The organism is Vulcanisaeta distributa JCM 11216 (assembly GCF_001315985.1).
In the GTDB taxonomy this organism is placed as follows: Archaea; Thermoproteota; Thermoprotei; order Thermoproteales; family Thermocladiaceae; genus Vulcanisaeta; species Vulcanisaeta distributa_E.
Genome location: NZ_BBBI01000006.1, coordinates 96,433 through 110,320 on the forward strand (window position 1 = coordinate 96,433; position 13,888 = coordinate 110,320).

Annotated in this window: 14 protein-coding genes and 3 pseudogenes; 11 read left to right on the forward strand and 6 right to left on the reverse strand. The window is 43.6% G+C overall.

The window, feature by feature from the left end:
* The first annotated feature begins 460 nt into the window (after nt 1-460).
* Nucleotides 461-2,304: pseudogene (locus JCM11216_RS06645) on the forward strand (thermopsin).
* Nucleotides 2,305-2,443: 139 nt separating this feature from the next.
* Here JCM11216_RS06645 and JCM11216_RS06650 read toward each other — a convergent pair.
* Nucleotides 2,444-2,740 carry a hypothetical protein gene (locus tag JCM11216_RS06650; RefSeq protein WP_054853690.1) on the reverse strand — a complete coding sequence of 99 codons (297 nt, stop codon included), beginning with the start codon at nt 2,738-2,740 and terminating at the stop codon, nt 2,444-2,446.
* Between the two features lie 115 nt (nt 2,741-2,855).
* Nucleotides 2,856-3,944, reverse strand: coding sequence for an alpha/beta fold hydrolase (locus JCM11216_RS06655; protein WP_054853691.1), 1,089 nt, complete (start codon nt 3,942-3,944; stop codon nt 2,856-2,858).
* 100 nt (nt 3,945-4,044) lie between these two features.
* On the opposite strand from JCM11216_RS06655, the gene JCM11216_RS17405 reads away from it, so the two are divergent.
* The 6 genes and pseudogenes from JCM11216_RS17405 (at nt 4,045) to JCM11216_RS06675 (ending at nt 6,884) form a co-directional block, all read left to right on the forward strand.
* The gene (locus JCM11216_RS17405; protein ID WP_243675580.1) at nt 4,045-4,530 is read left to right on the forward strand and encodes an FAD-dependent oxidoreductase; all 486 of its coding nucleotides are present in this window, start codon (nt 4,045-4,047) and stop codon (nt 4,528-4,530) included.
* On the forward strand, nt 4,508-4,873 hold the full coding sequence (locus tag JCM11216_RS17410; protein ID WP_243675581.1) for a hypothetical protein: 366 nt from the start codon (nt 4,508-4,510) through the stop codon (nt 4,871-4,873). The genes JCM11216_RS17405 and JCM11216_RS17410 overlap by 23 nt, the downstream gene beginning before the upstream one ends.
* Nucleotides 4,860-5,414, forward strand: coding sequence for an FAD-linked oxidase C-terminal domain-containing protein (locus JCM11216_RS17415; protein ID WP_243675630.1), 555 nt, complete (start codon nt 4,860-4,862; stop codon nt 5,412-5,414). Before JCM11216_RS17410 ends, JCM11216_RS17415 begins: the two co-directional genes overlap by 14 nt.
* Nucleotides 5,415-5,435: 21 nt before the next feature.
* Nucleotides 5,436-6,114 (forward strand): annotated as a pseudogene (locus tag JCM11216_RS06665) (enoyl-CoA hydratase-related protein).
* Nucleotides 6,115-6,262: 148 nt separating this feature from the next.
* Entirely contained in the window at nt 6,263-6,499 is a 237-nt protein-coding gene (locus tag JCM11216_RS06670; protein ID WP_054843021.1) for an AbrB/MazE/SpoVT family DNA-binding domain-containing protein, read from the forward strand.
* Nucleotides 6,477-6,884, forward strand: coding sequence for a PIN domain-containing protein (locus tag JCM11216_RS06675; protein ID WP_054853692.1), 408 nt, complete (start codon nt 6,477-6,479; stop codon nt 6,882-6,884). Before JCM11216_RS06670 ends, JCM11216_RS06675 begins: the two co-directional genes overlap by 23 nt.
* A 42-nt stretch (nt 6,885-6,926) precedes the next feature.
* Here the strand turns inward: JCM11216_RS06675 and JCM11216_RS06680 are convergent, their stop codons facing one another.
* The 4 genes from JCM11216_RS06680 to JCM11216_RS06695 are packed head-to-tail and all read right to left on the reverse strand — an operon-like array spanning nt 6,927 to nt 9,928.
* The gene (locus JCM11216_RS06680) at nt 6,927-7,307 is read right to left on the reverse strand and encodes a hypothetical protein (protein ID WP_054853693.1); all 381 of its coding nucleotides are present in this window, start codon (nt 7,305-7,307) and stop codon (nt 6,927-6,929) included.
* The gene (locus JCM11216_RS06685; protein ID WP_054853694.1) at nt 7,307-8,947 is read right to left on the reverse strand and encodes a penicillin acylase family protein; all 1,641 of its coding nucleotides are present in this window, start codon (nt 8,945-8,947) and stop codon (nt 7,307-7,309) included. The genes JCM11216_RS06680 and JCM11216_RS06685 overlap by 1 nt, the downstream gene beginning before the upstream one ends.
* A gap of 35 nt (nt 8,948-8,982) precedes the next feature.
* Entirely contained in the window at nt 8,983-9,354 is a 372-nt protein-coding gene (locus JCM11216_RS06690) for a hypothetical protein (protein ID WP_054853695.1), read from the reverse strand.
* A gap of 49 nt (nt 9,355-9,403) precedes the next feature.
* Complete coding sequence (locus JCM11216_RS06695) at nt 9,404-9,928, reverse strand: penicillin acylase family protein (RefSeq protein ID WP_054853696.1); 525 nt, start codon at nt 9,926-9,928, stop codon at nt 9,404-9,406.
* Nucleotides 9,929-10,266: 338 nt separating this feature from the next.
* Between JCM11216_RS06695 and JCM11216_RS06700 the strand changes: the two genes are divergently transcribed.
* The 4 genes and pseudogenes from JCM11216_RS06700 to JCM11216_RS06720 all read left to right on the forward strand — a co-directional run bounded on the left by JCM11216_RS06700 (nt 10,267) and on the right by JCM11216_RS06720 (nt 13,886).
* Nucleotides 10,267-11,568, forward strand: coding sequence for an MFS transporter (locus tag JCM11216_RS06700; protein ID WP_054853697.1), 1,302 nt, complete (start codon nt 10,267-10,269; stop codon nt 11,566-11,568).
* A gap of 222 nt (nt 11,569-11,790) precedes the next feature.
* Entirely contained in the window at nt 11,791-12,438 is a 648-nt protein-coding gene (locus JCM11216_RS06705) for an alpha/beta hydrolase (RefSeq protein ID WP_243675582.1), read from the forward strand.
* A 1-nt stretch (nt 12,439) separates the two neighbouring features.
* Nucleotides 12,440-13,654 (forward strand): annotated as a pseudogene (locus JCM11216_RS17420) (acyl--CoA ligase).
* Nucleotides 13,638-13,886: a hypothetical protein gene (locus JCM11216_RS06720; protein WP_054853701.1), complete on the forward strand. Its 249-nt coding sequence runs from the start codon at nt 13,638-13,640 to the stop codon at nt 13,884-13,886. Before JCM11216_RS17420 ends, JCM11216_RS06720 begins: the two are co-directional and overlap by 17 nt.
* The last annotated feature ends 2 nt before the right edge of the window (nt 13,887-13,888 follow it).

Below are 13,888 nucleotides of genomic sequence, written 5' to 3' on the forward strand. Positions count from 1 at the left end.
GCCAACGAATTATTGGGCTACATAATTAAGATACCTTCAGTGGCCATGTTTAAATTCGTGGATCTATCGCCATACACTTCGCTGGGGGTATTTCGACAACAACATAACTAGTGATATAGTGCTTTTATTACCTGGTTGGTATTATTATGATTACTGGAATGTATCAGGCGGTTATTACATTGATTTTGGTGTTTGGAGTAATTCATCGGTAACTCTTTATGTATTGACAAAGCATCAATTCAATAATTATTCCTCAACAGGAAAGTTCCTTAGCGGGTACTTATACTCAGTAAGTGGTAACAATATCACGGGTTATTACTACGTAAATGAAACGGGGATTTACTACGTGATTATATTAAATAATGGAGACAGCACTGCCCTAGTGGATCTCATAATAATGGTAACTAAGTCACAAAGTAATCAATGGGCTAATCCAATGGGCATTAGTGATTATGGAATAATGAAAATCGGTAATGAGTACCTAGCCTATAGCTATAAAACTGATGAGTTTGTGGGTGAGGTAACCATATACAATGCCGCAACGCAGGAACCTAATTCATGCTTAACTGGTCCGTAGAACCCGGTAATAATTGGTTTAGTGCTCAACTTAACACTATCTTAATTGTAAATATAACTAATGGCAATACCCAGTACTATTGGCTACAGAATGTGTTGGAGTTTAATTCTCAAGGTAATCAATTCCAAATACTTGACAGTATATGGAATCATACCAGTGGCGTGAGTATATTTAATTCAGCATTAATTAATGGTAATGGTGCTGTATACACAACAAAGACGGTTGTAGGTAGTGAGCAGTATTATGGTGCTTGGGGGGGTATAGAACAGCCGGAGTCGGCAGCCCTGCCATTCACCATTTACCTGGTCATAAAGACCGGGCTAAGTAGCAACGGCTATCCATGGATTGCCTTCGGATACTCACTAAACGGACAAACAACCACATGGTACGACAACGTAACAATAAAGATAAGAACCATGTCAGCATACATGGAGGTTGCACCAATAGGTGATGGTAGGGGGGGATTACCCATCGATGCCGAGTTAGTGATTGCTGGTCCATGGAATAGTGAGTGCACGGTTGCCAATTCATTAAATGCATCGTTAGGTCTTTATTTTGCGTGGCCGTATCCGTATAATTACTACTTATCGCCAGTGCCGTCTATGTGGAGTTTTGGTTCTGATACTGCTGAAATGATATATAATGCTCACGTAGTACCTATCGGTTATGGCTACGTCAATATTGTAAATGGCCCTGAGAATCTAGCATTCTTGAATACGTACTTCATACCATTAACAATTACTAATCCCATTAATGAGAGCACGATTACTAATGTCTATACTGTGAATAGTACGGTGATGCTAAGTGAGCCGAGTATAGTATTAGTTATTCCTGGTGAGTCTAGGTATGTGTTTACGGATTATGTAATTAATAACTCATACGTAGTCGCCACAAATCCACTGAATTTAGTGCTCCAGGGACCAACCAATGTATATATCAATTACACATTACAGTACATGCTTACGATTAATGATTTAAGCGGATTACTTAATGATAGGAGTGGTTGGTATAATTATGATTCTGTGGTAACACTTAATGAACCGGCGATCTATTACCTTGGTAATGAGACACGATTAGTATTTAATTCCTACTACATATACCTCACGGGAACTAGTTTCTACCATGTGGTTACAGTTAATGTCACAAATTTATTAATTGATAATCCATATACGGTCATTGTTAATTGGACGAAGCAGTACCGGGTTAATGTGAATAGTCCCGTGCCTGTGATAGTCTCCTTATCGGGGGGGCTACAAAACATTAGTGGCTATTCAATAGTTACGTGGGTTAACGAGAGTTCTACATTAATAATTCTCGTACCCAGGTACTACGTATTAAGTAATGAAACTCGCCTAGTTTATCTAGGTAACAATGAGACGATGATTGTAGATTCACCATTAAACATAACCCTAAGTGACTTTAGGCACCAGTACCTCGTTACTGTACATAGTGAATATCCAGTGAGTATTAATGGTACTTACACGACCAACACGACCGAGTGGCTTTATAGTGGTGAGGTGCTCATGGTTAGGCCGGGCACTGTATTTAGCGATGGGGGGGTATTCCTAAGCGAGCCTGGGCTCGTAATCACCGTCAATGGTCCGATGAGTATAACCGTGGCATGGCACGTTAATTATACGCCCACAGTAATAATGTATGCAGTAATGATAGCGGTAATTTACGCATTAACGATGCTCATAGTTAGGAGGAGACACGGTAAGCATTAAGTATTTAGGATTTTGTGGAATTCCTCGAGAATCATTATCCAAACCCACCATGAGAATAAAGGAGCTAAGAGCAGGGACTAAGTGAGGTATTGAATTAGAGGATGTATTGCCTGAGTCGGGAGTTCGCTAGGACTTCTATTTACAATGCCAGGCGACCCACGTATTTCAATTTACCACTTACTTGGTCGACTTCTAAACCCAGTGTTTCAAGTGCCGTGACGCCAAGGACCTCAGCATCGCCAGATTCGCCAAATACCACCTCTATATCACCCTCGTAATCCTCATACTTAATTGTGATTAAACCAACACTCCTCATAACCATCCTACCATCTATGGTCCTGAACTGCCTGATCCTCCTTGGTTTAATGCCGATTGATGCCAAGGTATCCTTATTAATCCAGGTAAAGACCCTGCCGGTATCCACTATCAGTTCCACATCTCGACTCGCACCATTCTCCGGTTTTTTATTCGTATCTTAACCTTCGTAATGCCCATTATTCTTCCTAAATAAAAATAATGATGGACTTAAATGGCTTTTTATCAATTCTCAATCAGCCCTTAATCCTAATAAGCCACTTGTGAACGGGTTCATTAACATCCCTGACGTTATTTGGGTTTGCATAAACGTCTAAGTGCCCATAACCATTAAGTATTACCACATCACTCGTTAACCTCTTTACTAAGTCCATGTCAGCCGCCTTCATACCAAATAGCCCACTTATGATTGTGAGTATTGGTACCTTAACCTCCATGTATTTAGCCCTGAATTGATCCATTGGCTCTATGAATAACCTAACAGGCCAGTACGGGTCCAGCGTCGCTAATACGGCAAATATGGCTTGGGGGGGAGGCGAGTTTGGGTATGAGTATGGGTTTGCAAGTCCCTGGTTATAGGCTATATTCATCAAATAGTCGCTTAAGGTCTTGAAGCCAGGCTCTGGGCTTGGCAGTGCTGGATTGTATAGTGCCTTAAGCCACACCGTGTTCACCATATTCCCTGGATACTTACCACCAGTTAGGATTGATGGTACCGCATATAGCTTACTCGCCCTGAGCTCATCAACATTACGCACAGGCAATGTCTGAATAACGGAGGCCCTTATTGGTGCACCATCTAGTAGTACTATCGCCTTAACATCCTCCGGGTGAGTGGTAACGTAATTCATTGACGCAATACCACCAAAGCTCTCCCCAATCAATACGACCCTATCCCTACCGCTAACCTCCATAACCTTGTTGACGGCCTCCTTAATATCGCCTAGCCACGCCTCCCAGCCCCCCCAGTCAAGCATGAATGAGAGGTCCTTAACGTCAGGAAGTACGAAGTGCGTCCTATAATCAATTGTATAGACCAGGTAACCTCGCCTTGCCAGGTATATGGGTATCATGGAGTCCGGTATTGCTGGTTCTATCGGTTGTATTCCATGCCATGAAACATGAATCAACTGCTCCCCCCCATGTGATGTCATACCAGGCAGTACAAGCACCGGGTATGGGTAAGTCACATCCCTGCCCCTAACCTCCCTGAGGGCAATGTAATTGAAGCAACCGCCGGGTGGGCGCTCCGTAACCCAAACCCTCTCTGTGAGATCAGGGAATTCCTTAATGCTTCCCTCCCAGGTTAGTTCCCAACCTGGCATACTTAGTAATGCCTTGATTTTGATTTATTGTTTGTGCTTATATGGAAAATATATTTTATATAGTGCTATAGCATTAATCTATTTTTATCACACATTAATCGTGGAGTTAGTAAAATTCCTTAAAGACGTTGAGGAATTGCTTGGGAAAGACAACGTCATCAGTGAGGGTCACGGATTATCAGCGTTCAGGAGGGATTGGTGGTCGATACTCATGCTCAGGGAGGTGCTTGGTCATGATATTGATGCGCCACCAGCCGTTATTAGGCCTGGAAGTATTGATGAAGTAATTAATGTCGTTAGGCTCGCCAATAAGTACGGCGTGTGCCTCGCTCCATACGGCGGTGGGTCTAGTGTTGTTGGTGGTGCTTATCACAACGGTTGTGTCGTGGTTGACATGAGTAGATTAAGTAGGGTCTTGGAATTCAACGAGGAGGACTTAACATTAACTGTCGAGGCTGGTGCTAAGGTGGTTGATGTGGAGAGGTGGCTTAATGAGAGAGGTTATACCCTGGATTATCACCCGCAATCATTTCAATTACTCACAATAGGTGGTGCAATTGCTCATGGGGGGTACAGGCTCACATAGTATGAGTAATATTGATGAGTTGGTATTGTCACTTGACGTAGTATTACCAAATGGTGAGTTAGTAACAGTGGGGGGGCCTGGGAGGTTCGTTAGGGCATCCTGGCCTGACCTTAGAGGCCTATTCATAGGTTCTGACGGTGCGTTTGGTATAGTTGTTAGGGCAGTGCTTAGGGTTAAACCGTTGGCTAATTACTACGTTGACCTGGCCTACGTGTTTAAGGACCTTGAGAATGCCATTCGTTTTGCCCGCGACGTAGTGATCAATGTGCCAGGGCCTCACAGGGTTGTTATTCATGACAAAGAGAGTGGTAGGTTTATGGTTGGTGAGGATGGGGGGTCATAGCCTGATAAGGGTTAGGTGGTTTAATGAGGACCTAGTCAATGCAGTGAGCGGCATAATTAATGACTTAGCAATTAAGCACGGTGCAGCCAGTGTGGAACCTGAATTAGTTAGGAGGTGGAGGGATGTCTTTGCTAGGGGTTATGAATCACAATTGATCATGCTTGCCCAATCAGGTCTTTGGGTTGACACCATTGATATGGCGACAACATGGAGCAGATTAGTTAGGCTTCATAATGAGTTGGTGAGTAGGCTTGGATCCATTGATGGTGTTAAACACGTATTCTCAAGGATAACCCACCTATATCTAAACGGTGCATCCCTCTACAGCGTTGTCGTGTTTAGACAGGATGAGGATTTATACTGGAGGGTTTGGAGAGAGGCCTTTAATGTGGCTAATGGTATTGGCGCCACCATAAGTCATCACCACGGCACGGGTCTATTGAAGAGGGATTTCGTGAAGATCGAGATGGGAAATCAATGGAAATTACTGAGGAGCATTAAAGGGTTGCTCGATGAGAATAATATAATGAATAGGGGGTAAGTTGATTTGGTGAGTTGGATGATGAGTTATAGGAATATCGTTGTTGAGGAGAGGGGTCGTATCTTCATAGTCACCATTAATAGGCCTGAACGTAGGAACGCCATTGACGCCAATACGGCTGAGGAGCTCTATAGGGCCTGGACATACTTCGACAGTAATCCAAGTCTTTATGTAGGTGTCATAACGGGGGGGGCCGGCGGTAACTTCAGCTCTGGGGCTGACCTTTACGACATTGATAGGTTGATAAACAGGGTGTCTAATTCCGAGGGGGCCTCTTGGCTTCACTAGGCTTAGGCTCTCCAAGCCTGTCATAGCCGCAATTAGTGGTTACTGCGTGGCTGGTGGTTTGGAAATCGCCCTGTGGGCCGATATCAGGGTTGCCGATAAAACCGCTAAGTTCGGCTTCCTGGAGAGGAGGTTCGGTGTTCCTCTTGTGGACGGTGGCACACAAAGACTTGCAAAAATTGTTGGGCTTAGCAGAGCCCTTGACTTAATACTGACTGGACGATTGATAAGCGCCGAGGAGGCTTACCAATGGGGGGGCTTGGTTAATTACTTGGTTGATGAGGGTAAGGCCCTTGATAAGGCCATTGAGATTGCAGAATTGATAAGTAAGTATCCCCCCCAGGAAACCCTTAGGATGATAGGCTTGCCGTATACGAGGGCTTGGACAAGCGTTGAGCGAGGGCTTAATCATTGAGATGGAGTATGGATTAAGGTCGATAAGGATGGGTGAAATATACGAGGGTGTGAAACGTTTCAAAGAAGGAGCAGGAAGGCATGGTAATTTATACTAGATGAGGAAAAATAGTAGGATTTATTAGTTAGTTACTGATTAACTTAGTAATATGAAGATAAAAGTTACTAGGAATTTTCAGATAACAATACCCGTTGAAATAAGGGAGAGACTTGGTATTAGGGTTGGTGATTATGTGGATATTACCTATGACGAGAAGGAGAAAGTCATTATTATAAGGCCTTACCGTAGGAAATGGACAACTTATGAGTTGGGGAGGAAATTAACGCCTGAGGATATTGAGGAACTGATTGAGGAGATGAACAATGAGATCACAAATAATTATTGATACTAATGTTTTAGTTTATGCAACATTTAAGGATAGCGAGTACTATGCCGAGTCATACGATATACTGCAAAGAAGTGATGTCATAATACCTTATGTTGTCCTCTATGAATACATATGGGTGTTGTTAAAGCTGACCGGGGGGGATTTGGGTATTGTTAAATTGAAATTGAATGAATTGAGGGACTTCGTAATATTTCATGAGGATCTAGATATAATACATGATGGCTTAGTCTTAATGGAACAGGATAAGGCTCCATATACTATGTTAAATGACTACATAATACTATCGGTGGTACTGAGGAGGGGGGGTGCTTATTTAGCTACTTACGATCAAAAACTAAGGAAGATAGCTAATAGGCATGGGGGGGTAGCAGTAATACCATAGACTTTGAATAAACATAACTACATAACTAGTTTCATCTCTAAATTAATGCCTTATTAACATGCGTAAATAATGGCCAATCAATCCACCGAGACTTGACAGTGCGAGTGCTACTAATAATGTTATTATTAGGAGTGTTATTGAGCCAATGATGCTGTATGGTAATCCGATTATTGCCGCGGTTACCTCACCGTCATATATCGCGTATGGATTCATGAAAATAACGACTAAGACGCCTATTAACCCGGACACGCCTGTGCAGGTGAGTGCTGATGATGCCTTATTGGCGTTTAGCACGTAACCAATTATTAACCCTAACACAGCCATTAATAACCAATAACCCATATACGCCAATGCGAATGAAATAACTAGGTTAATGATGAATAGGGTCCAGAAACGAGTCATGTAGCTCATGGCCATGCCCATCACCCTGGCAATGACGCATTTGGCATGTATAGATAGTAGAAGTATTGCGGTAAGCCGGGCGGTATTAACGTGTAGTATTGACCAACGAGCCAGTACTCAGTCGTGTCGTTATAAAACGGGCTTAGTGGATTCTCAGAAATACCGCCTGGGTAAACACCAATTCCGCTGAGTGGATTTGCCATGTCGACTATTTGGCGCCAGCTTGGGCCCTCATTAGACACTAGGCCATAGGCCGCGTTTATCGTGTTGCAATCACCAGGCGCTGGGAATGGTCCGATGGACAACGCATTTATACTGAAGAGACTTGTCAACTCCCTGTAATGCACCCTTCCCCCCCAGTACCAGGTTGATGGGTTTGGACCGAGTTCATGCATTAACTCCGTTATTGTTTGGTTGAATGCCAGCAACATGACGATTGTGGCATTCCTCTCTTGGCCCGTTAATGGGTCATCAAACCACTGAATGTTTGGGTAATTATTGGTCCAGTTGGCTAGGTCCAGCACTAATGGCCCGTGGAATGCCGCGTCTGGTCCTAGGAATAGTGAGAACTGGCCTAAGCCGTCGGCTGGCGTTATGTTGTAGTACTGGAACCAGGGCATGAATGTGTCGTTTAGGTAATTCCAAAGCCAGAAGTAGTATATCGTTGCTGCGGCAGAGTTGGTCGTGAAGTCGCCATTCCAATTCCTCAATAACTCGTATGCCTCGACCTCGATTGGCGTTAGTTGGCTTAGGTGCGTGGATAACGCATTGAGTAGTGGTGGTAGGAATAGGTTGGTGGAGTAATCATGTACATTGAGTTGTATGGCCTCCATGGATGCGTAGGTTATGTTGCCCTCGTCCTCGAACTGCGATAGTAATGTGTAAATCTCGTCAGCCCTGAAGCCGCTTTCGAATACCCAACCCACGTAGTACGGGTAGTTGGGTGATACGAGTATTTCATTTGCCGATAATGCGAAGTGCGAAGGCGGGTTTAATACGTAGGGCTGGTATTGAGTTGGTATGAAACCGACCCAGTCGTATGACCCATTACCGAGCATGACAGCCCTTGGGTCGCCACCCATGACTATTGGGTATAACCCCCCCCAGGCAAATATTCCAATATTGCCGTACCTATCGGCATACGCAAAGTTCTGAATACCGACCTTGAAGTAAGATAGGGCATTGAGGAAGTCCGAGAGGTTCCTCGCAATGTCGAAGTACAGGAATGTCGCGCCCTCATCTGTTGGGTACATCCCGGTCCAATTCATAACTATAATCACATTACTGTAATTCGCGATTACCACACCATTGCGTGCAAGGTAGACATTATATGGCACATAACCAACACCCTTAACATAAATCTCCTCATGAATAACCTCAAAGGGTAACCAGGAACCATCATAGTAATACTCACCTGGGTGGTCTGGGCTTGTGACCTCCACGTAGTAATAAACCACCTGGGGGGGCTCGGCATCCGTGGCGCCCCAGGCAATGTATGGGTTATGGCCGAGTATTACACCGGGCACCCCAGGAAAAACGACACCAACGACATTCATGCCGGGCCCAACTAATTGGAACCCAATCCATATGGATGGCACTGTTGTCGTTAGGTGGGGGGGATCATTCGCCAGAAATGCCTGCCCATTTGGTGATACAGCCACCCAATTATTGCTGCCCTCATCGGTTAAACCTATTACTAAGTGCTCGAATGGTTTATGCCAGGTAGGAGTTTACTAACTAATGAGTCTCTGAACGCCGTATCACCCTCAATATAGAACTTTATTGCCTCATCAATCGCGTTAAGAAACTCCTGTTTTGTAATGCCGGGAGGCAGTGGATTCAATGAGTATAGGTCTAGGTAGTTCATGTCCCCCCCTGTGGTGTTGTAAATGCCTGGGTTCCATTCCTTAGGATATACAGGGTATTGAATTGATGATGGGTACGCAGGGTAAAACGCATAAATGACCTGCGGTGGCATTTTAATGAGGGCCACGGTGAACGGTAATTGATCAGCCGACCCACTCAATGACCACGTGAGCAACTGCTGTATGGCGAAGGTATCCTCCATGGTCCATGGAGGTGGCCTGAATCCAAGTACCTTAAATATTATTGGTATCCTACTTGGGGGTCAGGGAATTAACATAGGCATTCACGCCAAGTACATAATAATACAGCGCCTCATAGGTGAAGCCCGACTTATTCAGTGAGTTTACTATTTCCTGGGTAACCTGCGGCGTTAATAATGTTCTAAAGAACTCATCGCTGGGAAGTACCGATGGACCCAGCATTGATGATAGGTTACCCATACTCATCATTGCCATGAAATAAATCTGGGCAAGCCTGTACTCAGCCGTTAGGTAACCCTCCTCATAAAACACTGCCCAGGTCTCGTTGGAGGCAATCCTAATGAAGCCATCGGGAGTTATACAGACAACAACAGCCGCGGAACTACCATTAAGCGTTATAACACTGCTATGGCAACCAACACTGGAGGGAGGAGGAACACTACTCCAGATGCCAGTACCTGGGTTAAGAACCTGCCCAAGCGGTGCCATAATACTAATAGGAACACTCATCAAAACCACAACTAAAACCAAGCCAACTAACGCTAAGCCAAACTTTACATAAATCGATACAGCCATACAATATTTAACGATTAAGGCTAAGCTTATAAAAATAGAAATTTTATAAAGTATGTAAATTATACTATGAAATAAAAAGAAGATATTTAAAAATAAATGCTTTATTACGCCCGATATAATAAATTATATTCAAGTCTTTAATGACCATAATATAATGAGTATAAGGACCTTATTTTATTTTTCGTATATTTTATTTATAATTTTATTAATGTCTATTCTTAAATAGGGCATTGCAGTATAATTTGACAGGTGGGTCAAGTGTCAGATAAAGAGCTTAAGCTTGGTGAACTTCGGGCGAGATAGATAGACTTCCCATAAGGCCTTACCCAGTTTCTTGGATGGTCATTATTGGGCTTGGCTACTTCTTTGCGTTCTATGATATACTCACATTATCATTCGCTATAGTTTCACCCATGGTTCAACAATTAAAAATGACCAGGCTAGAGATAAGTGAAGCAGTCTCTGCTTCACTGTTTGGTTATATAATTGGTGCCTATTTCGTGGCAACAATAAGCGATTATTGGGGGGGGCGTAGGTGGGGGGGGTTAATAACCAACGCCATATTAATTGCCGTTGGTTCCCTTGGTAGTGCCTTATCAACTAATGCCATAGTTTTGATAGTAAGTAGGTTAATAACGGGTATGGGCATTGGAGCTGAAATAGCTATAATAAATACATACATATCAGAGATAACGCCTGCCCACATTAGAGGCAAGATGGTTCAATTCACATACCTAGCAGGCGCCCTGGGTTTCGCAGTAACACCATTTATAGCATTTGCCTTGATACCAATATCACCAATAGGCTGGAGGTGGTTATTTGGGCTTGGCGCGCTTGTTGCCGCAGCGATAGTACCACTAAGATACTTAATGCCGGAAAGCCCCAGGTGGCTTACAATAAAGGGTAAGATCGATGAGGCGGAGAGAGTCGTTAAGATGCTTGAAGATTTTGTTGAGAGAAGGATTAAGCCATTACCGCCAGTTCCACCGCCACTTCCTGAAAAGGTATTAACGAAGTTTCCAACTGCCGAATTATTCAATAGAAAGTATGGGCCTAGGCTCATAATGGCTATTCTATTCTGGTTCTTTGATTACATGCTTGCGTATGGCGTGCTTGGGTTTGCGCCATATATTTTCGTGGCTGCAGGTTTTACATTCACGACAGCCACATGGTACATAGCACTGGGTAGTGTCGGTTACATAGTTGGTGCCTTGTCCATGGCGCCCATAGCCGATAAGTGGGAGAGGAAATACCTTGTTGCATCGGCCTTTAGTATAGCCACGCTCGCGGTGTTCCTATACGCTGTTGCGGTTGCTATACGTTCACCAATAGTACTAACAATAGGCGCATTCCTAGGCGCCTTCGCAACAGCATTCGCCGTGCCTGCCTATACATATACCGCTGAATTATTCCCAACAAGGGCTAGAGCAAGTGGGTTTGCCCTAGCCGACGGGGGGGTTGGTCATCTTGGTGGTGCCGTTGTTCCCTTCATAATTTACCTCGTCTTTAATCCATTAAAACCGCTTGGCACCGGTGTGTGGACCTTCGTATTACTTGGTATATTTGAGATCATCGCAACATCAATAGTACTCACCGGTCCGAGAACAACTAAATTAAGGCTTGAGCAAGTTTCTGACTGATGGGGAGTAATATGAGGAGTGGTTATGTAATTACAAGGGATGGAACGTCAATATACTACGAAGTTGATGGAGAGGGGGGGAACCATTAATATTAATCGAGGGTTTAGGCTACGCTAATTGGATGTGGGTTAGGCAAAGAACGCTTGCTAACTATGTGAAGTTAATAATATATGATAATAGGGGGGGGCTGGATTATCCTCAAGACCTGATAAACCATATACCATGGATGATTTTTCAAATGATCTTGAGGATCTCATGAATTATTTATCAATAGACAGGGCGTTTATATGGGGGGGTGTCTCAATGGGTGGTATGATAGCTATGCACTTCGCATATAAGAACCCAGGTAGAGTTAGAGGTCTAATTCTTGGCGAGACAAATTTCGGCGTTAAATCATTACCGCCAAGTAAGGAGGCCCTTGAAGTACTATTGCAACCTCCTAATCCTAGCCTTGATAGAAGGCAGATGCTTATTGAGAGGATGAAGGTGGCATTTTCTAGAAGCTTCTTTGAGAGGCATAGGGATGAGATTGAGCATATTGTGGATTTGAGGATGAGGTTTGAGGAGGACCCGAAGGCATATAATAATCAATTAGCTGCAGTATTAACATTTGACTTTAAGGATAAGTTATCGGCAATAACTGTTCCAACGTTGATCGTGACTGGGGGGGATGAGGATTACGTGGTTAATCCCGAGAATTCCCGCATAATGAATCAATCAATACCTAATAGTAAACTCGTTATACTTAGAGGGGCAGGGCATTTAGCAATCATCGAGCGTGCCGACGACTATAATAGGTTGGTTCTTAACTTCATAAATGAGGTTATTAACGGCGCATTTAAACCATCAAAGGAACCCATGGTGATTTAGAATGCTTGAGAGCTTACTTAGGCATAGGGCTAGAATTGAGGATTCAATAGCTATTAAGGTAGGAGATAAATCCTACACATACTCCCAGCTTGAGTCCTTATCGAATAAGGTCGCCTTTGCGCTGCGTAGGCTGGGTGTTAAACCTAGTGATAGGGTGGTCACCCTCGTAAAATCGCCATTATACCATGTAGCATTATTTTTTGCGTTAAGGAAAATAGGGGGGGCGGTATTAGTACCCGTAAATCCAAGGCTTGGGCAGGACTTCCTAAAATTTGTGATTAATGATGTTAGTCCATCGCTCGTAATAGATGATTACTTCAATGAGGGCGTAAGAATGGATGAAGTGCTTAAGGAGGCGTACGATGAGTATGGGTATGAGTATAGAATGAACCTTGATGAAATCGCCATGATATTATACACGGGTGGAACCACGGGACCTCCTAAGGGCGCGATGATCCATGAAGGATCCATACTATGGAACGCCATAATAACAGTGCTGTCATGGGGGGGATTAACAAAAAATGATTGTACCTCGTTTCACTACCTCTTTATCATACCGGTGGGTGGAATGTATTAATGATGCCCCCTATTATTAGTTGGTGGACGTGTCGTTTTACCTGAGACCGATAAATTCGATGCCGATTGGACAATAGAGACCTTGGCCAGGGAAAAGTGCACAGTATACATGGGCGTGCCAACAATGCTTGATTCCATAAGTAAGTCACCTCTCTTTGATAGGGTTGACCTTTCTCATGTGCTATTTATAAGTGGTGGTGGACCATTACTGCCAAATGTAGCTAAACGCTTTATTGATAAGGGCTATAGGCTATTTCAGGGCTATGGGTTGACGGAGGCAGGTCCCAATAACTTTTACATATCGCCGGAACGCTATAAGGATAAACTAATGTCAGTGGGAAAACCCCTTCTCTTTATTGAAATGAGACTGTCAAGTGATGGAGAACTATTAATAAAGGGACCCCCCCACGTATTCAAGGGTTATTGGAATAGACCCAGTGAAAAACCATTCACGAGCGATGGTTATCTAATGACTGGCGACTTATTCACCGTCGATAATGAAGGCGACTTCTCATTCCTCGATAGAAAGAAGGACATGATTAAGACCGGAGGTGAGAATGTATATTCAACAGAGGTTGAGGTGGCACTAAAGCAACTACCGTATATAGATGATGCGACCGTGTTTGGGGGGGCCGGATGAACATTGGGGGGGTGAGGCTGTTGTTGCAATTGTGGTTAAAAAGCCTGGTTTTAAGGTGACTGAGGATGATGTAAAGAAAGATCTTAAGAAAGTCCTGGCATCATATAAAGTACCAAAGCGTATAATATTCGTTAGGGAGATCCCAAAGACACAGATTGGTAAGATTTCAAAAAGGGAGTTACGTGAGAGGTATTTAAGGGATGGCTTTAAAGACGTACTTGATACTTCGTGATT